This is a genomic window from Streptomyces sp. NPDC058664, from assembly GCF_042716635.1.
GTDB lineage: Bacteria > Actinomycetota > Actinomycetes > Streptomycetales > Streptomycetaceae > Streptomyces.
Genome location: NZ_JBHXRW010000037.1, coordinates 16,502 through 36,199 on the forward strand (window position 1 = coordinate 16,502; position 19,698 = coordinate 36,199).

Here is a 19,698-nt window from a genome sequence, read left to right on the forward strand (position 1 = left end):
CTGACAACGCCACTCCTGACGACGCCGAGGAACGTGTCCACCACACGGAACGCCGCAGGTCGAGGAGAAGAAGGTCACAGTCGTACACCCTCCTGCAGCTTTAGCGCTCTCCCCTAGCATCCGAGCATGACGGTCCTGCCTGACGACGGGCTCTCCCTGGCGTCCGAATTCCCTGACGCGCCACACGAACAGTGGCAACACCTCGTGGCGGGTGTCCTGCGCAAATCGGGCAAGGAGGTCTCCGGCGACGCCGCCGAGGACGCCCTGTCCACGCTCCTGGAGGACGGACTCGACATCCGTCCGCTGTACACGGCACGCGACTCCGTGCCCGACGCCGGTCTTCCCGGCTTCGCGCCGTTCACGCGCGGTGGCCGCGCCGAGGGCACCGCCCTCGGCGGCTGGGACGTGCGCCAGCGCCATCTCGCCGCCGACCGCGACGCGGTCCTCTCCGACCTCGAGAACGGCGTCACCTCCCTCTGGCTGGGCGTCGGCGGCACCGGCATCCCGGTCGCCTCCCTGGACACGGTCCTCGACGGCGTCTACCTCGACCTGGCACCCGTCGTCCTCGACGCGGGCGACGAGACGGAGGCGGCCGCCGAACGGCTCCTCGGGCTGTACGAGGAGCGGGGCGTCGCCGACGACGCGGCCCTGGGCAACCTGGGCGCCGATCCCCTGGGCCACGAGGCCCGCACCGGCCGCCCGGCGTACGGCCTGGCGTCCGTCGCCGGTCTCGCGCGCCGCTGCGCCGACCGCCACCCGGGGCTGCGCGCCCTGACCGTGGACGCGCTGCCGTACCACGAGGCCGGCGGCTCGGCCGCGCAGGAGCTGGGCTGCTCGCTCGCGACCGGCGTGGCCTACCTGCGGGGTCTGACCGACGCCGGACTGGGCGTCGCCGAGGCCTGCGCCCAGCTGGAGTTCCGGTACGCGGCGACCGCCGACCAGTTCCTGACCATCGCCAAGCTCCGTGCGGCGCGCCGGCTGTGGGCCCGGGTGGCCGAGGTCTGCGGCGCCCGGGAGGCGGGGGCGCAGCGCCAGCACGCGGTGACCTCGCCGGTGATGATGACGCGCCGGGACCCGTGGGTGAACATGCTGCGCACCACGGTGGCGACGCTCGCCGCCGGGGTGGGTGGCGCCGACAGCGTGACCGTGCTGCCCTTCGACGAGGCGCTCGGTCTGCCGGACGCGTTCGCGCGCCGGATCGCCCGTAACACCTCCACCGTCCTCATCGAGGAGTCGCACCTCTCCCGGGTGATCGACCCGGCGGGCGGTTCCTGGTACGTGGAGCGGCTCACCGACGAACTCGCCCACGCGGCCTGGGAGTTCTTCCAGGACATCGAGCGGGCGGGCGGCCAGGAGGCCGCGCTGCGGTCGGGGACGATCGGTGAGCGGCTCGCCGAGACCTGGTCGGCTCGCAGCGCGAAGCTCGCCACCCGACGCGAACCGATCACCGGCGTCAGCGAGTTCCCGAACCTCGGGGAGAAGCCCGTCGAGCGCGCGCCCGCGCCCGCGCCGCCGGCCGGTGGCCTTCCCCGGGTCCGGCGCGACGAGGCCTTCGAGACGCTGCGCGCCCGCTCCGACGCCCACCTGGCGGCGACCGGCGCCCGGCCCCGGGTCTATCTGGCCGCGCTCGGCCCGGCGGCGGCGCACTCGGCCCGCCTCTCCTTCGCCGCGAACCTCTTCCAGGCGGGCGGCATCGAGACGGTCACCGAGGGCACGTTCGAGGAGAGCGGTGCCCGCGAGGTCTGCCTCTGCTCCAGCGACGCGCTGTACGCGGAGCGGGCCGGGACCGTGGCGGCCGAGCTGCGCGCGGCGGGCGCCGAGCACGTCCTCCTCGCCGGTCGCCCGGGGGATCACCCCGGTGTCGACTCGTACCTCTTCGCGGGCTGTGACGCCGTCGCCCTGCTCTCCACCGCCCTCGACCGCATGGGAGTGTCCTGATGTCCATCCCCGATTTCTCCGGGATCGAGCTCGGGGCGCCGACCGCCGACGGCGGTCCCGACGCGTGGCGCACGGCCGTCAAGAAGGCCACGGGCGGCGACGACCTGCTCTGGGAGACCCCGGAGGGCATCGGCGTCAAGCCGCTGTACACCGGGCAGGACCTGGAGGGCCTGGACTTCCTGGACACCCGCCCGGGCATGGCCCCGTACCTGCGCGGCCCGTACCCGACGATGTACGTCAACCAGCCGTGGACGATCCGGCAGTACGCGGGCTTCTCCACGGCCGAGGAGTCGAACGCCTTCTACCGGCGCAACCTCGCGGCCGGCCAGAAGGGCCTGTCGGTCGCCTTCGACCTGCCGACCCACCGCGGCTACGACAGCGACCACCCGCGGGTCACCGGTGACGTCGGCATGGCCGGTGTGGCCATCGACTCGATCTACGACATGCGGCAGTTGTTCGACGGCATCCCGCTGGACCGGATGACGGTGTCGATGACGATGAACGGCGCCGTGCTGCCCGTGCTCGCGCTGTACATCGTGGCGGCCGAGGAGCAGGGCGTTCCGCCCGAGAAGCTCGCCGGGACCATCCAGAACGACATCCTCAAGGAGTTCATGGTCCGCAACACGTACATCTATCCGCCCGGGCCGTCGATGCGGATCATCTCCGACATCTTCGCGTACACCTCGCAGCGGATGCCGCGCTACAACTCCATCTCCATCTCCGGGTACCACATCCAGGAGGCGGGGGCCACGGCCGACCTGGAGCTGGCGTACACCCTCGCCGACGGCGTGGAGTACATCCGCGCGGGCCGGGAGGCCGGGCTCGACGTCGACGCGTTCGCGCCGCGCCTGTCGTTCTTCTGGGCGATCGGCATGAACTTCTTCATGGAGATCGCCAAGCTGCGCGCGGCCCGTCTCCTCTGGGCCAAGCTGGTCAAGCAGTTCGATCCGCAGAACGCCAAGTCCCTGTCGCTGCGGACCCATTCGCAGACCTCCGGCTGGTCGCTCACCGCCCAGGACGTGTTCAACAACGTCACCCGCACCTGCGTCGAGGCGATGGCGGCCACCCAGGGGCACACCCAGTCGCTGCACACCAACGCCCTCGACGAGGCGCTCGCCCTGCCGACGGACTTCTCCGCCCGGATCGCCCGCAACACCCAGCTGCTCATCCAGCAGGAGTCGGGCACCTGCCGGACCATCGACCCGTGGGGCGGCAGCGCGTACGTCGAGAAGCTCACCCACGACCTCGCCCGGCGCGCCTGGAAGCACATCCAGGAGGTCGAGCAGGCCGGCGGCATGGCGAAGGCCATCGACGCCGGCATCCCCAAGCTGCGCGTGGAGGAGGCCGCGGCCCGCACCCAGGCCCGGATCGACTCCGGCCGGCAGCCGGTCATCGGCGTCAACAAGTACCGGGTCGCGACCGACGAGCAGATCGACGTCCTCAAGGTCGACAACTCCTCCGTCCGCGCCCAGCAGATCGCCAAGCTGAAGCGGCTGCGCGAGGAGCGCGACGAGCAGGCCTGCCAGGACGCGCTCGCCGCGCTCACCCGGGCGGCCGGCGGCGAGGGCAACCTGCTCGAACTCGCGGTGGACGCGGCCCGCGCGATGGCCACGGTCGGCGAGATCTCCGACGCCCTGGAGAAGGTGTACGGGCGGCACGCCGGGCAGATCCGTACGATCTCCGGTGTGTACCGCACCGAAGCAGGCGAGTCCCCCTCCGTGGAGCGCACCCGGGCCCTGGTCGACGCCTTCGGCGAGGCCGAGGGACGCCGGCCGCGCATCCTGGTCGCCAAGATGGGCCAGGACGGCCACGACCGAGGCCAGAAGGTCATCGCCACCGCCTTCGCCGACCTGGGCTTCGACGTCGACGTCGGCCCGCTGTTCCAGACCCCGGCCGAGGTGGCCCGCCAGGCCGTCGAGGCGGACGTGCACATCGTCGGGGTCTCGTCGCTTGCCGCGGGGCACCTCACCCTCGTACCGGCGCTCCGGGAGGAGCTGGCCGCGGAGGGCCGCGAGGACATCATGATCGTGGTCGGCGGGGTGATTCCTCCGCAGGACGTGGCGACGCTCCTGGAGATGGGCGCGGCGGCCGTGTTCCCGCCGGGGACGGTGATCCCGGACGCGGCCCACGACCTGGTGACACGTCTGTCGGCCGACCTCGGGCACGAGCGGTGATCGAGCTCGACACGTACGTACGGGGTGTACGGGAGGGGAAGCGGGCGCTCGTCGCCCGCGCCATCACCCTCGTCGAGTCGACCCGCCCCCAGCACCGGGCACTCGCCCAGGAGCTCCTGACGGAACTCCTTCCGCACAGCGGGAACGCCGTGCGGATCGGGATCAGCGGAGTGCCCGGTGTCGGCAAGTCGACGTTCATCGACGCGTTCGGGACGATGCTCACCGGGCTCGGCCACCGGGTCGCGGTGCTCGCCGTCGACCCGTCGTCGAACCGCACCGGCGGCTCCATCCTCGGCGACAAGACGCGGATGGAGCGGCTCGCCGTCGACCCGGCGGCGTTCGTCCGCCCCTCCCCCACCGCCGGCACGCTCGGCGGTGTCGCGAAGGCGACCCGTGAGTCGATCGTGGTGATGGAGGCCGCCGGATACGACGTGGTGCTCGTCGAGACGGTGGGCGTCGGACAGTCCGAGACCGCCGTCGCCGACATGGTCGACTCCTTCCTGCTGCTCACCCTGGCCCGCACCGGCGACCAGCTCCAGGGCATCAAGAAGGGCGTCCTGGAACTCGCCGACGTCGTCGCCGTCAACAAGGCCGACGGCCCGCACGAGCGGGACGCCCGGGCGGCGGCCCGTGAACTGGCGGGCGCGCTGCGGCTCATGCACGGCGCCGACTCCTTCTGGACGCCGCCGGTCCTCAGCTGCAGCGCCCGTGAGTCCGCCGGCCTCGACGAGGTCTGGGGCCGGCTCCAGCAGCACCGGACCCTGCTCGACTCGACCGGCCGCCTCACGGCCAAGCGCCAGGACCAGCAGGTCGACTGGACCTGGACCATGGTCCGCGACGAACTCCTGCGCCGCCTCCACACCGACCCGGCGGTCCGGGACCTCGCGCCCGCCCTGGAACAGCGGGTCCGCGCCGGGGAGCTCACGGCGACCCTGGCCGCCGATCGCCTCCTGGACGCCTTCGGGGAGCGGCGCGGCTGACACGACGACTCTGCGCTCAGGGGGCCTTCCTTCGGGAAGGCCCCCTTTTCGCGCTCCCCGGCATACCCACTTTTTTGTGCGTACTCGACGGGGGTGCGTGCCCCGGGCGAAGCTGGGAGCGGCCCGGAGGAAGGGAGAAGAACGACAGGGCCTCGCTCAGGAAGCGGTGGGCACGGCCGTGAGCCGGTCCAGGCGACGGTGCCCCCAGTCGGACAACGGGGCGAGCGCCTCGGACAGTTCGAGTCCGAAGTCGGTCAGGGAGTAGACGGTCTTCGGGGGCAGGACGTCGTACACCTCGCGGTGCACGAGGCCGTCGTCCTCCATCTCGCGCAGCGCCTGGGTCAGCACCTTCTCGCTGATCTCGGGAAGCTTCCGGCGCAGTTCGCCGGGGCGGTGCGGGCCGGACTCGAGCAGCCACAGCAAGGCCGTCTTCCATTTGCCCTCGATGACCACGATCGCGGCGCTCACTCCGCAGACGTTGGTGTCCTGGGCCCGGGCGCGATTCATCCGCGTCCTTCTCCTTCTCCTCCGGCGTTTCTTACCTTCACCTTTCTACAAGGGAGTTCATCCGTGTCTTCTTCCGCCATGCCCTCTTCCGGACAGCACGCCGTCACGGTTCTCGGTCTCGGACCGATGGGACGGGCGCTGGCCGCCGCCTTCCTGGCGGCGGGCGTACGGACCACCGTGTGGAACCGTACGCCCGGCCGGGACGGGGACCTCGTCGCCGCCGGTGCCCTGTCGGCCGCGAGCGCCGAGGACGCGGTCGCGGCGAGCCCGCTGACCGTGGTCTGCCTGGTCAACTACGACGCCACCGACTCCGTCCTGCGGCAGGGGGGCGTGACGGACGCGCTCAAGGGGCGGACCGTCGTGAACCTCAGTGCCGACACCCCCGAGCGGGCCAGGGACAGCGGGCGCTGGGCCGACGAGCACGGCATCGGGTATCTCGACGGCGCCATCATGACCCCGGCCCCCACCATCGGGACGCCGGCCGGGGTGTTCCTGCACAGCGGTCCCGAGGCGCTCTACAACGAGCACCGGCCGGTGCTCGACGCCCTGGGCGGCACCCACACCCACCTCGGGGAGGAGATCAGCCGGGCGGCGGCGTACGACATCGCGCTGCTCGACATCTTCTGGACGTCGATGGCCGGCTATGTCCACGCCCTCGCGGTGGCGCGCGCCGAGGGGATCTCCCCGACCGATCTGGCACCCTTCGCCCAGGGCATCGGCGCGATCCTGCCGCCGCTGTTCCAGGAGCTGGCCGAGGACGTGGAGGGCGGCACGTACTCCGGGGAGGGGAATCCGCTCACCTCGGCGGTGTCGACGATGGCGCACATCGTGCACGCGTCCGAGGCGCACGGCATCGACGCGAGCGTGATGCGGGCCGCCGAGGGCCTGGCGCGCCGCACGGTGGGCCTCGGCCACGGTGCGGAGGGCTTCACCCGGGTCGCAGAGGTCCTGGGGCGCCGCTGATCCGGCGACCCGCCGGGGGTGCGGATCCTTCCGGGTGACGGCACGCCACAGCCGCGAGATGCCCTCTCGACCCGCACGGTCGTCCGCGTCGGCGTGTACGGACGTCCCTCTCAGCGGAAGTCCGCCGCGTGGTCCACCGCCCACTCCCGGAAGGACCGGGCCGGGGTGCCCGTGATGCGCTCGACCTCGTCGTTGACCGGCTCCGGATCGTCGAGCATCTTCGCCTGGGCCGGCAGGATGGCCTCCACCAGCTCTGCCGGGTAGCCTGCGGCCTTCATCTGCTCGACGGCCTCGTCCAGCCCGATCTCCTCGAACCGGACCGGCCGCCCGATCGCCTCGCCGATCAGCGCCACCTGCCCTTCCTGGGTGACCGGTTCGGGGCCGGTGATCAGAAGACGGGCGTCGAGCAGGGCGTCGGTCGTCAGCGCCCGGACGGCGACCGCGGCGATGTCCGCCTCGTGGATCAGCGGGCGGGCCAGCCTCGCCAGCGGCGCCCGTACCGCACCGGTGGCGCGGATCTCCTCCGCCCAGCCCAGCGTGTTGCTCGCGAACCCGGTGGGCCGCAGCGCCGTCCACTCCAGGCCCGACGCCTCGATCAGCCGCTCCAGCTCCGTGTGGAACATGGTGATCGCCTCGCCGGGCTCCTCCCTCTCGCTCCCGACCCCGGCGGACGACAGGTACACCACCCGTCGGGCGTGCTTCCCGATCGCGTCGATCACGTCCGGCGCGCCCTCGGCGCTCAGGAACGGCCACACCAGGAAGACCGCGTCGACGCCCTCCAGAGCCGTGCCCAGCGACGCGGGGTCACCGAGATCGCCGCGTACCGCCCGCACGCCCTCCGGGAGGTCCGCCTCCCCTCGTACCAGCGCCCGTACGGGCACGCCCGCCGCGTGCAGTTGGGCCACCACGGCGCCGCCGACCTTTCCGGTCGCGCCGGTCACCAGGATCCTGGGCTGTGTCATCGCCATCTCCTCGTCTCGCCGTTCGATGGCACGACTCTCGTACGTCAACCGGGGTTGAGGTCAAGCACCGGCCTGATCGGATGCCGTTCCCGGCGGGTCGTGATGTGCTGGCTGGTAGGGGGATGCCCCGCCTCATGAGGAGGAGTCCGCCATGGCGATCTTCGTGCACGCCGTCCTCTCGGGTGTCACCACCGAGCAGTACGACACCCTCAACGCCAAGCTCCAGGAGACGCCCGACATCTTCGACGGCTGTGTGTCCCACGCGTGCGTCGCGACGGACGACGGTCTGGAGGTCTTCGACGTGTGGGAGTCCGAGCAGCAGATGAACGCGTTCGCCGAACGCATGATGCCGGTGGCGACCGGACTCGGCTGGCCGGTGACACAGAGCGAGCCCCGGATCCTTCGGGTCCACAACCACTGGGTCCCCGGAGCGAGCGGCTGACGGCGGGGACCCCGCTCACGTACGCGGGAGGAACGCCGGCCGGAGCGACGGGTCCACCGGGGCGTAGTACCGGTGGAAGACCGGGGTGGCGGAGCCGGACACCGGAGGGACGATCCAGCTCCAGTCGGCGGGCGTGGCCCTGCCGTGGCGGCTCTCCTGGGCGATGTGCCGGAGGAACCGTCGCGACTCGGTGTGGTGGTCGGCCATCGTCACCCCCGCCTCCTGGAAGGAGTGCAGCACCGCCAGGTTGAGCTCCACCAGCGCCCGGTCCCGCCAGAGGGTGCGCTCGGTGGACCGGTCGAGGCCCAGCCGGTCGGCCACCGCCGGAAGGAGGTCGTACCGCTCGGCGTCCGCGAGGTTCCGGGCGCCTATCTCGGTGCCCATGTACCAGCCGTTGAACGGCGCCGCCGGGTACCGTACGCCGCCGATCTCCAGCGTCATGTCGCTGATCGCGGGCACGGCGTACCACCGCAGGCCGAGCTCGGCGAACCAGGGGTGCTCGGGGTGGGTCAGCGGCACCTCCCGTACGGCGTCGTCCGGGAGCTCGTACCACTCCGGCCGCTCGCCCGGGTGCTCCCGCACCATCAACGGCAGGACCTGGAAGTGCCCTTCGTCCCGTTTCCACCCCAGGTCGCGGGCGTGCGCCGTCAGGGCCGCGCCGCGCGGGTCGCCGCACCGGCTGCCCTCGGGCGTGCGGTGTCCGGCGTACCGGACCAGCTGGTCGTTGACGATCCGGGGCGCGGGGCGGCCCGGCCGGTCGGGGACGAAGACGGAGATCACCGGGCGGATCCTGCCGCCGTTTCCGGCCAGCCGCAGGTGCTCGAAGCACGCGGCGGCGATGTCGTCGGCGGACGTGACGTGCCGCAGGTCGCGCACCACGAGGCTGCGCCAGTACAGCCTGCCGATGCAGCGGGCGGCGTTGCGCCAGGCGACGCGGGCGCCGAAGGCGAGCTCGGCCGGGGTGTGCTCGTAGGTTCCGGTGCGGTCGATCTCGGCGAGCACCTCGCGGACCCGGCTCTCCCGTTCTCCGGCGCCCGGCTGCTCGTCGTGGAACTGTCGGATGAACCTTTCCGCCTGTTGCCGGTCCGAGAGGTGCGGCGGCGGGGCGGGACGCTCGGGGACGGTGACGGCCGGGTCCCCGGACGAGTGGGGGCAGGTACCCGTGCTGGGGGCGGACTTCCGGCGGCGGCTGCGACTGAAGATCAAGGTGTTTCCCTCCCGGCGCCATGACTACCGCATGAACACAGTCGGGCGCGGAGAGTGTGTGAATTTCCGTCCTGGACCCGTCCTCGCTGGTAGGCTGCCACCCCCTCACGGCCCGCCGCGACCCGGACGCTGTCGGACCTCCGCCGTAGGGTGGGCCCCGTACGCCAGGGACAGGAGGCTGAAGTGACCGGGACGACGCAGGCCGGGACGACGGTGGCCGAGGTGATGGCCGAGCTGGCCTCCCTGGAGGACCCGAAGGCACGCGCGGTGAACGAGAGGCACGGCGACGACCACGGGGTGAACCTGAGCAGGCTGCGCGCGCTCGCGAAGCGGCTGAAGACGCAGCAGGAGCTCGCGTGCCGGCTCTGGGAGACGGGTGACACCGCGGCGCGGCTGCTCGCGCTCCTGATCTGCCGGCCGAAGGCGTTCGGGCGGGACGAGCTGGACACCATGGTGCGCGAGGCGCGCGCCCCCAAGGTGCACGACTGGCTCGTCAACTACGTGGTCAGGAAGAGTCCGCACGCCGAGGAGCTGCGCCCCGCCTGGTCCGCCGATCCGGATCCGGTGGTCGCGAGCGCCGGCTGGGCGCTGACCACCGACCGCGTGGCGAAGAAGCCCGAGGGCCTGGACCTGGCGGGGCTGCTCGACGTCGTCGAGGCGGAGATGAAGGACGCCCCGGACCGCCTCCAGTGGGCGATGAACCACTGCCTGGCCCAGATCGGGATCGCACACCCCGAGCACCGCGCCCGCGCTCTCGACATCGGCGAGCGCCTGGAGGTGCTCAAGGACTATCCGACGTCACCGGGCTGCACCTCTCCCTACGCGCCCGTCTGGATCACCGAGATGGTGCGCCGGCAGCGGGCTCCTCAAGGCGGAGAGGCCTAGGGTCGGGAGGGCTCAGCGGCCGAAGGTGTCGATGTTCTCGACGAGCCAGCGCCCGTCGCGGTGCACGACGTCCACGGCGAACATCGCGCCCGCGTAGACCCCTTGGTCCTGGGCCTTCGACTGCTGCTTCCCGCCGGTCCCGGCCGTACTCACACTGCTCTGGTCGGCGTAGACCAGGACCCGGGCGCGGTCGCCGTCGATCCGCTCGACCGCGCTGTCGGTGACCGTCGTGGTGATCACCGTCTTCTGCCGGGCGGCCTGGGCGAGCACCCCGCCGAGCAGCGTCCGGTGCTGTGCGACGGCCTTGCCCGTGAGGAGGGTCTTCCCGGCCTGTTCGAAGGGACCCGTGTCGGCGTGGTCGTACGAGAAGAGCGCGGCGACGGCGGCCGCGGTCTGACCCTTGATCTCACTGGTGCGGGCGAGGTCGGTGAGGGCCGTGTTGCCGCGCGCGGGGTCGTCGCGGAGCTCCGCCGCCCTGCTGTACGCCCATCCGGCGAAGCCGCCGAGAAGGAGCGTCAGGACGCACAGGACCACGAGGGGCACGAGGTGCCGCGGCCGTGCCGGGGCCTCGGCACCCCGGGCGTCCCCGGCGCCACGGGCGGAGGTCGACGCGCTCCGCGTGCCGTCCGCGGGGCGGCCGGTGTTCTCGTCGTTCTCGTCGGCGGTCTCCCGCTTCGGCCTTCCGGTCGTTCCTCGCGCGGACGCCACCGCCGGCCGCTGCCGGGTCCGTGGGGCGGGCTCGGCCAGGAGACCCACCGGTGTACGGGATCTGCCGCCGGCGGAAGGCCGGGAGCCGGAGTCCTCGGGCCCGGCGGAGGCGGGGACCGGCTGGTCGGCGAGGGCCTGGCGGCGGCGCTGGCGATTGAGGTGGTGGCGGGGCGTCGGCATCGTGCGTGTCCTTTCGGGTGCGGGTGGCTCTCGCGGTACGGCCCGGTCAGCCGGTCGCCGTGCCGCCCACGGGGGCCTGCCCCAGGCCGCTGAGCTTCCAGTGGCCGTCGGTGCGGGTGAGTTCGCCCAGCATGCGGCTGTCCTTCTCCGTGCTCCTGCTGTCGGGCGTCGTGACGGTGATCCGCAGCGCGACGAGCACCCGGGCCCGCCCGGCCCGGTCGTCGAGTTCCGTGACGGCGCCGGACAGCACCCGGGCCTTGGTCACCGTCTTCGCGGTCTTCACCTGGGTGGTGAACTCGGCCCGCCCTTCGACGAGTTGCTTGTTCAGTTCACCGGTCGTGGAGGACTCCCAGAGGTCGAGGCCCTGCTCCACGCGCCGGTGGTCGAGCGTGCTGAGGTTCTGCACGGCCTGCTCCCCCGCCGCGAGCGCCCGGTCGCGCTGCACGGCGTACGCGGCGGAGTCGTCGTGGGCCGCGGCGTACCAGTCCCGGCCGGCCCAGGCCGCGAAGCCACCCGCGAGGAGGGTGAGCGCGAGGGCGCCGGCCAGGGCCGGCCGGATGCCCGCCGGGGTGCGCGGCACGCGTGTCATGGGGTGCTCCCGTCTCCCGCTCAACGTCAGCGGGCCTTGATGTCGACGATCAGCCACCGGTCGCCCTGGAACCTCGCGGTGACGGTGAGCTGGGCCGCGGCGGACGTGGCGGGGGCCTTGTCCCGCCGCGAGGTCTGGTCGAGGAACACGAGGAGGCGCGCGCTGTCCCCGTCGAGCTCGATCACTCCGGTGCGGACGGCCTGGGTGGTGAGGGTGACGCGCTGCTCGACCAGACTCGCGCGGACCTGGGCGAACAGGTCGCCGTACTGACGGGCGGCGCGTCCGGCCAGCACGGTGCGGGCGGAACGTTCGGCGGCGTCGGCGCTCGCGGGGGCGTAGGAGAAGACCCGGGCGAGGCCTTCGCCGACGTCGCCGCTGACGCGGGTGGTGGCCCCGGTGTCGGTGAGCGCGAGGTTGCGCGCGGACGGGGTCGACCGGAGCTGGTGGGCGGCGTGGAAGAAGGCACCGCCGCCGAGGAGCAGGGCGGCGACGGCGGTGACGAGGGCGGCCTTCCGCCAGAAGGCGGGAGACCGGCGGCCCGTCACGTCCGCGGCCTCCGGCCCGTCCCCGTCCGTGCCTGCGCCCGCGCTTCCCGGCCCGTCCCCGACCTCGGCCGCGCTCCCCGGCCCGTCCCCGTCCTCGGCCGCGGCCCCGGTGGTGCCCGCCTTCTTCTCGGTCGGCTCCGGCGGTTCGTCCCGGGCGGCGTCCGGGCGCTCTCCCCCGGCGGTTCCCGGTGTCCGGGCGGTCGCCCCGCGCAGCAGTCGCGTCACTCGTCCTCGCTCCCCTCGGCTCCGGCGACCGGCACCGCGCTCAGTGCCGCGACCCGCCACGTGTCCTCGCCGGTGCGCGTCAGGACGGCCTCCAGGCGCTTGCGGTCGGTGGTCGCGGCGGCGCCGCGCGGGGTGACGTCGACGCGCACGGTCGCGATGAGCTTCGCCGTACCGGTTCTCGCGTCGAGCGCGGTGAGGGCGGCCTCGGTGACCGTGGCGCGCGCCGAGGCGCCCACCGCGGGCTCGGTGCGCCCCAGTTCGGTGCGGAGCGGTCCGGTGGACGCGTCGCGCCAGGCCCGGATGCCCGCTTCGGCGCGCTCGCGGGTCGAGGCGTCGAGCGTGTTCAGCACGGTGACGAGCCGCCGGCCCTCGGCGAGCGCGGTGTCCCGTTCGCGACCGAAGGCGAGCTCCTGGTCGGTGCGGGCCTGCGCGTAGGTCCACGCACCGGTTCCGCAGAAGCCCAGGGCGACGACGAGGGCACCGGCGCCGAGGACCCCGGCCCGTCTCATCGCGTGCTCCCGGTGTTCAGGCCGAGGAGACCGGCCATGTCGGTCGGTCCGCCGGCCTGGCCGGGCAGCGCGAGCGCGCCGGGCAGGGTCGCCCGCGTGTCCGTCGTGGGGCGTGCGCTGCCCGAGGGCAGGGAGCCGGGCTTGGCGGGCACGGGCACGCGGCCGCCCCTGGGTGCCTGGGCCGAGCCGCGTACGTTGACGCCGGCCGCCGCGGGAGCGGTGCAGGAGGCACCGGTGTTGAGGGCGGGCGCGGTCCCCAGGTCGAGTCCGTTGCGGTAGCGCGTACCGCCGTATCCGGAGGTGCAGGGCAGCGGCTTGAAGAAGGTGACGGCCATGCCGATGTTCAGGCGTCCGCCGTCGACGGCGGTGGCTCCGGCCGAGACGGCCGCCGGGAGTCTCACGAGCAGTTCCTCCGTGCCGCGCTGGCGGGTGACGGCGATCTCGGACGTGGTGAGGAGGTTGGCGAGGACGACGCCGAGGCTGGGGTCGAGGTCGCGCAGGAGGCCGCTGACCTGGCCGGCCGCGTCGGGTGTGACGGCGAGGAGGCGGCGCAGGTCGGCGTCGGAGCCCTTGAGGGTGGCGGCGAGGTCGCGCGCGCCGGTGGCGAAGTCCCTGATGGCGCGGCTCTCTTCGGCCTGGGTGCGCAGGACGACCTCTCCGTCGTCGATGAGCCGGGTGGTGGACGGCAGCGACCTGTCGGCGGCCTGGACGAAGTCGCTGCCGTTGTCGAGGAGGATCTGGAGGTCGTCGCCGTGTCCCTCGAAGGCCTTGCCGAGTTCGTCGACGACCGTGCGCAGGGACTCCAGGGGTACGGAGCGGGTGAGGTCGTTCATGCCGGCGAGCACGTCGGTGACGGGGGCCGGTACCTGGGTGTCGGACTGTTCGATGCGGGCTCCGTCGGCGAGGAAGGGGCCGTCGTCGCTCTCGGGGCGCAGGTCGATGTACTGCTCGCCCACGGCGGAGAGTCCGGCGACGACGGCCCGCGCGTCGGCGGGGATCCGGGGGGCCGACTTCTTGATGCGCAGTTCGGCCACGACGCCTTCGGCGGTGAGGTCGATGGCTCCGACGCGCCCCACGGAGACGCCCCGGTAGGTGACGTCGGAGTGGGTGAACAGGCCTCCCGTACGGGCGAGGTGGACCCGGACGGTGTAGTGGTCGGCGACGCCGGCGTAGCGGCCGAGGTCGGCGTAGCGGACGCCGACGAAGCCGAGGACGAGCACGGCGATGACGAGGAACGCGAGGTTCTTCAGCCGTACGGTACGGGTGATCACGGGTTCTCGCCTCCGTCCTTGGAGGGGGTGGCGGGCTCCGGCCGGCTTCCCGTCGCGACCGGTGGCAGTGGCAGTGGCAGGGCGGTGTCGCCCGCCGCGGGACGTCGGAGGGAGGACGGGGCCGGGGCCGGCGGGGTGGGGGCGGGCTCGGCCCGGGGGATCAGCGGGGGGATCACCTCGGTCCCGGGGGCGGCGGCGAGGTGCAGATAGGCGTTGAGGTAGTCGCCCTTGACGCCCCGCATCACCTCGTCGGTGAAGGGGTACGTCAGGAGGACCTGGAGCGATTCGGGCAGGTCGGCACCGGCGTCCGCGAGTGCCTTCAGGGTGGGCGCGAGGGCTTTGAGGTCGGCGACCATGTCCTTCTTGCTCGCGTCGATGGTGGTGACGGCGACGCCGGAGAGGGTGTCGAGGGCGCGCAGCATGGTCAGCAGGGAGCCTCGCTGGTTCTCCAGTGTCTTCAGGCCGGGCGAGAGGCCGGTGAGGACCGTGTCGACGTCCTTCCTGCGGCCGGCGAGGGTGGCGGAGAGCCGGTTGACGCCGTCGAGGGCGCGGGTGATGTCGCCGCGGTGGGCGTCCAGGGTGGTCACCAGGGTGTTCACCCGTCTCAGCATCGAGCGGACTTCGGGTTCGCGGCCGCCGAGCGCCGAGTTGAGTTCTCTGGTGATGGTCTTGAGCTGGTTGACGCCGCCGCCGTTGAGGAGCAGGGACAGTGCGCCGAACACCTCCTCGACCTCGGTGTTGCGGCTGGTGCGCGCCAGTGGGATGACGCTGCCGTCGGCGAGCCGTCCGCCGGTGTCCTTCCGGGGGGCGACGAGCTGGATGTACTTCTCGCCGAGGAGGCTGGACTGTTCCAGGCGGGCGCTCGCGTCGGCGGGGAGCCGGACGTCGCCGTTGATCTGGAGGGTGACGCGGGCCGTCCAGGTGTCGGTGCCCAGTTCGATGCCGGTGACGCGGCCGACGGCGACGTCGTTGACCTTGACCGCGGACTGCGGGACGAGGCTCAGGACGTCGTCGAGTTCGGCGGTGACGGTGTAGGGGCGGGAGCCGAGGTCGGCGCCGCCGGGCAGCGGCAGGTCCTCGATGCCGTCGAACCGGACGGGGTTCGCGGGGAGCGCGCCGAGGACGACGGCCAGTCCGAGGCCGAGCGCGATCACACCGACGGCTCCGGCGCCGACGGCCTTCCGGGAGGGCGGGGTGCCGCGTCTCACCGCTCCCCCTCTCCGGTGCTCGCCGCGGAGCCGCTGCTCGCCGCGGAGCCGCCGGTCGCCGCGGAGCCGCCGGTCGCCGGCAGCGGGAGGAGGGGACCGCCCATGCTGATCTCGTTGAGGTTGGCGCGGCCGTCGATGGTGCGGGTGTCCGGGTCGTACGCGTTGACGAGGTTGCCCGCGGCGAGCGGGGCGACGTCGAGCGCTTCGGCGAGGGAGGCGCGCTGGTCGACGAGGGCCTGGGTGAGGGGCACGAGCCGGTCGACGTTCTTCTTCAGTTCGCCGCGGTTGTCCTTGATGAACGTCTTGACCTGGGCGAGGGCCTTGCCGAGTTCCTTGAGGGCGCCGGCGAGGTCGTCCCTGTTCTCGGCGAAGTAACCGACGACGTCGTCGAGGCGTTCCTGCGCGGTGCGGACGTCGCCGTCCTTGTCCTTGAGCATGGTGGTGAAGGTCTGGAGCTGTCGGAGGGTGGTGAACAGGTTCTCGCTGCTGCCGTCGAGGGTCTTGGCGGCCTTGCCGAACTGCTCGATGGAGGTGCCGATGGCCTTGCCGTTGCCCTTGAGGTTCTTCGCTCCGGTGTCGAGGAGTTCGGACAGGGCTCCCGCGGAGTTGGCACCGTCGGGGCCGAGCGCCTCGCTGAGTTCGGTGATGGAGGCGTACAGCTGGTCGATCTCGACGGGGACGCGGTTGCGGGAGGCGGGCAGCTGGGCGCCGTCGGCGAGGGCGGGTCCTGTGCTGTAGGCGGGGCTGAGCTGGACGTACCGCTCGGCGACGATGCTGGGGGCGACGACGAGGGCCCGCGCGTCCGCGGGGACGCGTACGCCCTCGTCGAGGCGGAGGCCGACGCGTACCCGGGTGCCCTGCGGCTCCACGGACTCCACCTCTCCGACCCGTACGCCGAGGACGCGCAGGTCGGATCCGGCGTAGATGCCGACCGCCCGGTCGAACCAGGCGGTGACGCGGGTGCCTCCGGGGTCGAGGACGCGTACGGCGACGAGACCGCAGGCGGCGAGGACCACGAGGGCGAGCCCGGCGACGAGGGGTTTTCTGGTTCTGGTCATCGTTCACCGCTCCCCTTGGCCGTCGCCGGATGTTTCGGCGGCAGGCATCCGGTCTTGGGCTGCGAGGCCTCGGGCAGATAGGTGCGGGGCACCACGCCGCACAGGTAGCTGTCGAACCAGCGGCCGTTGCCGAGGGTGTTGCCGACGAGCCGGTAGTACGGGCCGACAAGGGCGAGTGTCCTGTCGAGCCGGCCGCTGTTCCTCTCCAGGACGCCGGTGACGCGGCTGAGGGCCTTCAGGGTGGGACCGAGCTGCCGGTCGTTGTCGCCGACGAGGCCGCTGAGCTGGGTGCTCAGGTCGCGGCTGCCCTTGAGGAGGGCGCGGATGGCGTCGCGGCGCTTCTTGAGCTCCCCGAGCAGGGAACCGCCGTCCTCGATGAGCGTCTCGAAGCTGGACTTCTTGTCCTCCAGGGTCTTGGTGAACTTCTCGCTGCCCCGCAGGAGCCGGTCGAGTTCGGTGTCGCGCTTGGAGACGGACCTCGACAGTTCGGACAGGCCGGTGGCGGCGTTGCGCACGTGCGGCGGCGAGTTCTTGAAGGTGGCGGAGATGGTCTCGAAGCTCTCCGCGAGCTTCTCGGTGTCGATGGCGTCGACGGTGCCGCTGAGGTCCTGGAAGGCCTGCGTCACGTCGTACGGGGACGTGGTGCGGGACTGCGGGATACGGGTTCCGGGGTCCTGCGGGGCGGAGCCCAGCGGGTCGAGCGCCAGGTACTTCTCGCCGAGGAGGGTCTTGATGGCGATGGCGGCGGTCGACCGGTCGCCGACCCAGGCGTCTCCGACCTCGAAGGTCACCTTGACCTTGGGGCCGTCGAGGGAGACTCCGGTGACCTCGCCGACCTTGACCCCGGCGATGCGCACCTCGTCGCCGGCGTCGAGCCCGGCGGACTCGGAGAAGTCGGCGCTGTAGGCGGTGTCGCCGCCGACGAGGGGGAGCCGGTCCACGTTGTAGGCGAGGGCGGCCAGCATCGTGAGGACGAGGAGGCCGACGACGGCGACGGCGACGGGACTGCGTTCCTTGACCGGCGTGAACCGGCGGCGGGGGCTCATCCGCGGCACCTCGGTTCGGTCACGGCGATGCCGGTCGGCGGCTTCGACCCGTCGGACGCCGTCACGCCGCTCACACGCGCCTCGCAGAGGTAGAGGTTGAACCACGATCCGTACGAGGACAGCCGGGCGAGCGCCGTCATCTTGGCGGGGGTGTTGGCGAGGAACCTCTCGATGGCGGGGGTGTGGTCGCCGAGGGTGCCCGAGAGCCGGCCGAGTTCGCGGATGTCCTTCTTGAGGGGGGCGCGCCCTTCCTGGAAGAGCCCGGCGGTCGTCGTGGTGAGGTCGCCGACGGCCTGGACGGCCTCGCCGAGGGGTTTGCGGTCGGTGTTGAAGCCGGTGACGAGCTTCCGGAGGGTGACGACGAGGTCGTCGAAGGCGGCCTCGCGGTCGTTGAGGGTGGTGAGGACGGTGTTGAGGTGGGTGACGACCTGGCCGATGACCTGGTCCTTGGCGGCCACGGTCTTCGTGAGGGAGCCGATGTGCCGCATGAGGCTGTCGACGGTGCCGCTCTCGCCCTGGAGGACCTGCACGAGGGATCCCGCGAGATCGTTGACGTCGGCGGGCGAGAGGCCCTCGAACAGGGGCTTGAACCCGTTGAACAGCAGGGTCAGGTCGAGTGCGGGGGTGGTGCGGTCGAGAGGGATGGTGTCCCCGGCCGCCAGGGTGCCGGTCACGTCCCCGCTGCCGCGGTCGAGGGAGACGTACCGCTGCCCGACCATGTTGAGGTACTTCACGGCGGCGGTGGCCGACCGGGGCAGGGAACGGTCCTCGCGGACCGAGAAGGTGACCTGGGCGGTGCGCCGTTCGACGACGCGCACGTCGGTCACCTCGCCCACCTTGACCCCCGCGATGCGCACGGAGTCCCCGGTGACGAGCCCGGTGACGTCGGTGAACAGCGCCTTGTACGTACGGGTGGCGGAGCCGACACCGGTGTTGGCGATGCTGAAGCCGAGCACGGTGGTGGCGAGCGCCGTGACGAGGACGAACGCGAGGGACTTCAGCAGTGTCCCGGTCAGGCCGCGTCGTCGCGTGGGGCCGTGTCGTGTCGTCATCGGAGGGTCACCTCCGCGCCGCGGAACGCGGGTCCTGCGAGGAGGCTGCTCCAGTCCGGCAGGTCGCCGGGCCGCTGCTTCGCCGCGGGGGCGAGGAGTTCGTTGACGAGGTCGTTCTCCTGCGGGGAGTTGGCCGGTCCGAGCTGCTGGTCGGCGGCGGCGGAGGCGCGTGCGGCGGGTGCGGCGGGGACGCCGAGGTAGGGCACGGGGTAGCAGCGGGGGCCGCCGCCGGAGCCGTAGGAGGGTCGGTCACGGCCGGGGACGTAGGCGCCGCGCGAGGGCACGGTGGTCACGTCGACGTGGAGTCCCGGCCGGTCGGTGCCCTTGCCGAGTGCCTTGTCCATGGCGGGCACGAACTGGGCGAGGGTGCGCAGGGTGCAGGGGAAGGACGGGGAGTACTCGGCGAGCAGTTCCAGGGTGGGCCTGCCGGTGGCGCTGAGCCGGATGATGTTGTCCTTGTTCTGCCGCAGGAAGGCGGTCAGGTCCTGTGCCGTCCGGGTGGTGGCGCCGAGGGTGCCGGCGAGCTCGCCCTCCTTCTCGGCGAGGGTGCCGCTGGTGGTGGTGAAGTCGGTGAGCGCGGTGACGATGTCCGGGGCGGCGTCCGCGTAGAGGTGGCTGACCTTCACGAGTTCTTTCAGGTCGCGGGTGAGGGTGGGCAGCTGGGGGTTGAACTTCCGCAGGTGCGCGTCGAGTCGGGCGAGGGTCTCGCCGAGCTTGTCGCCGCGCCCTTCGAGTGCCTGGGAGACGGCCGACAGGGTCGCGGAGAGTTTCTGCGGCTGGACGGCGGTGAGCAGGGGCAGGACGTTGTCGAGGACCTGCTGGAGTTCGACGGCGTTGCTCGACCGGTCCTCCGGGATGACGGCTCCGGGGCTCAGCGTCCCCGCCGAGGGGTTCCCGGGCGGTACGAGGGCCACGAACCGTTCCCCGAAGAGCGTCGTGGGGAGCATCTGCGCGCGTACGTCGGAGGGGACGTGGCGGAGGGTTCCGGGCCGCATGGCGAGGGTGAGCCGGGCTCCGCCGTCGGTGGCGTCGATGGCGCGGACCTCGCCGATGACGACGCCGCGCAGTTTCACCTCGGCGCCGAGGTGCATCTCGTTGCCGATGTTGCCGGTCTCGACGACGATCGGGTCGGACGCGGTGAAGCTCTTGTCGTAGACGGCGACCGCCAGCCAGGCGAGCAGGGCGGGCACCAGGAGGAAGACGACGCCGGCGAACCGGCGGCGCAGGATCTCGGCCGTTGAGTCGCTCAT

At 72.5% G+C, this 19,698-nt stretch carries 19 protein-coding genes; 6 read left to right on the top strand and 13 right to left on the bottom strand.

What is annotated here, in order from left to right; translation table 11 throughout:
- The first annotated feature begins 126 nt into the window (after positions 1-126).
- Genes ACFWUY_RS26835 through meaB form a run of 3 tightly spaced genes read left to right on the top strand, consistent with a single transcriptional unit; the run spans position 127 to position 5,092 of the window.
- Positions 127-1,938: a methylmalonyl-CoA mutase family protein gene (locus ACFWUY_RS26835; RefSeq protein WP_384114433.1), complete on the top strand. Its 1,812-nt coding sequence runs from the start codon at positions 127-129 to the stop codon at positions 1,936-1,938.
- Positions 1,938-4,112 carry a methylmalonyl-CoA mutase gene (gene scpA, locus ACFWUY_RS26840; RefSeq protein WP_384114437.1) on the top strand — a complete coding sequence of 725 codons (2,175 nt, stop codon included), beginning with the start codon at positions 1,938-1,940 and terminating at the stop codon, positions 4,110-4,112. The genes ACFWUY_RS26835 and scpA overlap by 1 nt, the downstream gene beginning before the upstream one ends.
- Positions 4,109-5,092: a methylmalonyl Co-A mutase-associated GTPase MeaB gene (gene meaB / locus ACFWUY_RS26845; RefSeq protein ID WP_384114440.1), complete on the top strand. Its 984-nt coding sequence runs from the start codon at positions 4,109-4,111 to the stop codon at positions 5,090-5,092. Before scpA ends, meaB begins: the two co-directional genes overlap by 4 nt.
- 156 nt (positions 5,093-5,248) lie before the next feature.
- On the opposite strand, the gene ACFWUY_RS26850 is transcribed toward meaB, so the two are convergent.
- Positions 5,249-5,599 carry a winged helix-turn-helix transcriptional regulator gene (locus ACFWUY_RS26850; RefSeq protein ID WP_384114443.1) on the bottom strand — a complete coding sequence of 117 codons (351 nt, stop codon included), beginning with the start codon at positions 5,597-5,599 and terminating at the stop codon, positions 5,249-5,251.
- Positions 5,600-5,677: 78 nt separating this feature from the next.
- On the opposite strand from ACFWUY_RS26850, the gene ACFWUY_RS26855 reads away from it, so the two are divergent.
- Positions 5,678-6,562 (top strand): NAD(P)-dependent oxidoreductase, encoded by an 885-nt coding sequence (locus ACFWUY_RS26855; RefSeq protein WP_384114446.1) that lies wholly within the window; start codon positions 5,678-5,680, stop codon positions 6,560-6,562.
- Positions 6,563-6,672: 110 nt separating this feature from the next.
- Here the strand turns inward: ACFWUY_RS26855 and ACFWUY_RS26860 are convergent, their stop codons facing one another.
- Complete coding sequence (locus tag ACFWUY_RS26860) at positions 6,673-7,524, bottom strand: NAD(P)H-binding protein (protein ID WP_384114448.1); 852 nt, start codon at positions 7,522-7,524, stop codon at positions 6,673-6,675.
- Between the two features lie 151 nt (positions 7,525-7,675).
- Here ACFWUY_RS26860 and ACFWUY_RS26865 point away from each other — a divergent pair, with 151 nt between their 5' ends.
- Positions 7,676-7,966: a hypothetical protein gene (locus tag ACFWUY_RS26865; RefSeq protein ID WP_384114451.1), complete on the top strand. Its 291-nt coding sequence runs from the start codon at positions 7,676-7,678 to the stop codon at positions 7,964-7,966.
- A gap of 15 nt (positions 7,967-7,981) precedes the next feature.
- Here the strand turns inward: ACFWUY_RS26865 and ACFWUY_RS26870 are convergent, their stop codons facing one another.
- Positions 7,982-9,172 carry a nitric oxide synthase oxygenase gene (locus ACFWUY_RS26870; protein ID WP_384114456.1) on the bottom strand — a complete coding sequence of 397 codons (1,191 nt, stop codon included), beginning with the start codon at positions 9,170-9,172 and terminating at the stop codon, positions 7,982-7,984.
- Between the two features lie 225 nt (positions 9,173-9,397).
- On the opposite strand from ACFWUY_RS26870, the gene ACFWUY_RS26875 reads away from it, so the two are divergent.
- Positions 9,398-10,057 carry a DNA alkylation repair protein gene (locus tag ACFWUY_RS26875; RefSeq protein ID WP_384114704.1) on the top strand — a complete coding sequence of 220 codons (660 nt, stop codon included), beginning with the start codon at positions 9,398-9,400 and terminating at the stop codon, positions 10,055-10,057.
- Positions 10,058-10,069: 12 nt separating this feature from the next.
- Here ACFWUY_RS26875 and ACFWUY_RS26880 read toward each other — a convergent pair whose 3' ends face one another.
- Genes ACFWUY_RS26880 through ACFWUY_RS26925 form a run of 10 tightly spaced genes read right to left on the bottom strand, consistent with a single transcriptional unit; the run spans position 10,070 to position 19,698 of the window.
- Positions 10,070-10,945 (bottom strand): hypothetical protein, encoded by an 876-nt coding sequence (locus ACFWUY_RS26880; RefSeq protein WP_384114461.1) that lies wholly within the window; start codon positions 10,943-10,945, stop codon positions 10,070-10,072.
- Between the two features lie 46 nt (positions 10,946-10,991).
- Entirely contained in the window at positions 10,992-11,534 is a 543-nt protein-coding gene (locus ACFWUY_RS26885) for a nuclear transport factor 2 family protein (RefSeq protein ID WP_384114466.1), read from the bottom strand.
- Between the two features lie 26 nt (positions 11,535-11,560).
- On the bottom strand, positions 11,561-12,304 hold the full coding sequence (locus tag ACFWUY_RS26890) for a hypothetical protein (protein ID WP_384114472.1): 744 nt from the start codon (positions 12,302-12,304) through the stop codon (positions 11,561-11,563).
- The gene (locus tag ACFWUY_RS26895) at positions 12,301-12,813 is read right to left on the bottom strand and encodes a hypothetical protein (protein ID WP_384114481.1); all 513 of its coding nucleotides are present in this window, start codon (positions 12,811-12,813) and stop codon (positions 12,301-12,303) included. Before ACFWUY_RS26895 ends, ACFWUY_RS26890 begins: the two co-directional genes overlap by 4 nt.
- Entirely contained in the window at positions 12,810-14,084 is a 1,275-nt protein-coding gene (locus tag ACFWUY_RS26900) for an MCE family protein (RefSeq protein WP_384114486.1), read from the bottom strand. The genes ACFWUY_RS26895 and ACFWUY_RS26900 overlap by 4 nt, the downstream gene beginning before the upstream one ends.
- The gene (locus ACFWUY_RS26905; protein WP_384114491.1) at positions 14,081-15,292 is read right to left on the bottom strand and encodes an MCE family protein; all 1,212 of its coding nucleotides are present in this window, start codon (positions 15,290-15,292) and stop codon (positions 14,081-14,083) included. The genes ACFWUY_RS26900 and ACFWUY_RS26905 overlap by 4 nt, the downstream gene beginning before the upstream one ends.
- The gene (locus ACFWUY_RS26910; protein WP_384114499.1) at positions 15,289-16,350 is read right to left on the bottom strand and encodes an MCE family protein; all 1,062 of its coding nucleotides are present in this window, start codon (positions 16,348-16,350) and stop codon (positions 15,289-15,291) included. The genes ACFWUY_RS26905 and ACFWUY_RS26910 overlap by 4 nt, the downstream gene beginning before the upstream one ends.
- A complete protein-coding gene (locus ACFWUY_RS26915) occupies positions 16,347-17,396 on the bottom strand; it encodes an MCE family protein (protein WP_384114506.1) in 1,050 nt (349 codons plus the stop codon). Before ACFWUY_RS26915 ends, ACFWUY_RS26910 begins: the two co-directional genes overlap by 4 nt.
- On the bottom strand, positions 17,393-18,448 hold the full coding sequence (locus ACFWUY_RS26920; RefSeq protein ID WP_384114513.1) for an MCE family protein: 1,056 nt from the start codon (positions 18,446-18,448) through the stop codon (positions 17,393-17,395). The genes ACFWUY_RS26915 and ACFWUY_RS26920 overlap by 4 nt, the downstream gene beginning before the upstream one ends.
- The gene (locus ACFWUY_RS26925) at positions 18,445-19,698 is read right to left on the bottom strand and encodes an MCE family protein (RefSeq protein ID WP_384114519.1); all 1,254 of its coding nucleotides are present in this window, start codon (positions 19,696-19,698) and stop codon (positions 18,445-18,447) included. The genes ACFWUY_RS26920 and ACFWUY_RS26925 overlap by 4 nt, the downstream gene beginning before the upstream one ends.

Excerpts from the sequence above, each read along its gene's own strand:
- ACFWUY_RS26860 (WP_384114448.1), bottom strand. The coding sequence starts at position 7,524 with ATGACACAGCCCAGGATCCTGGTGACCGGCGCGACCGGAAAGGTCGGC.
- ACFWUY_RS26850 (WP_384114443.1), bottom strand. The coding sequence starts at position 5,599 with ATGAATCGCGCCCGGGCCCAGGACACCAACGTCTGCGGAGTGAGCGCC.
- ACFWUY_RS26895 (WP_384114481.1), bottom strand. The coding sequence starts at position 12,813 with ATGAGACGGGCCGGGGTCCTCGGCGCCGGTGCCCTCGTCGTCGCCCTG.
- ACFWUY_RS26910 (WP_384114499.1), bottom strand. The coding sequence starts at position 16,350 with ATGACCAGAACCAGAAAACCCCTCGTCGCCGGGCTCGCCCTCGTGGTC.
- ACFWUY_RS26920 (WP_384114513.1), bottom strand. The coding sequence starts at position 18,448 with ATGACGACACGACACGGCCCCACGCGACGACGCGGCCTGACCGGGACA.
- scpA (WP_384114437.1), top strand. The coding sequence starts at position 1,938 with ATGTCCATCCCCGATTTCTCCGGGATCGAGCTCGGGGCGCCGACCGCC.
- ACFWUY_RS26915 (WP_384114506.1), bottom strand. The coding sequence starts at position 17,396 with ATGAGCCCCCGCCGCCGGTTCACGCCGGTCAAGGAACGCAGTCCCGTC.
- ACFWUY_RS26925 (WP_384114519.1), bottom strand. The coding sequence starts at position 19,698 with ATGAGCGACTCAACGGCCGAGATCCTGCGCCGCCGGTTCGCCGGCGTC.
- ACFWUY_RS26835 (WP_384114433.1), top strand. The coding sequence starts at position 127 with ATGACGGTCCTGCCTGACGACGGGCTCTCCCTGGCGTCCGAATTCCCT.
- ACFWUY_RS26875 (WP_384114704.1), top strand. The coding sequence starts at position 9,398 with ATGGCCGAGCTGGCCTCCCTGGAGGACCCGAAGGCACGCGCGGTGAAC.
- ACFWUY_RS26855 (WP_384114446.1), top strand. The coding sequence starts at position 5,678 with ATGCCCTCTTCCGGACAGCACGCCGTCACGGTTCTCGGTCTCGGACCG.
- ACFWUY_RS26880 (WP_384114461.1), bottom strand. The coding sequence starts at position 10,945 with ATGCCGACGCCCCGCCACCACCTCAATCGCCAGCGCCGCCGCCAGGCC.
- ACFWUY_RS26865 (WP_384114451.1), top strand. The coding sequence starts at position 7,676 with ATGGCGATCTTCGTGCACGCCGTCCTCTCGGGTGTCACCACCGAGCAG.
- ACFWUY_RS26885 (WP_384114466.1), bottom strand. The coding sequence starts at position 11,534 with ATGACACGCGTGCCGCGCACCCCGGCGGGCATCCGGCCGGCCCTGGCC.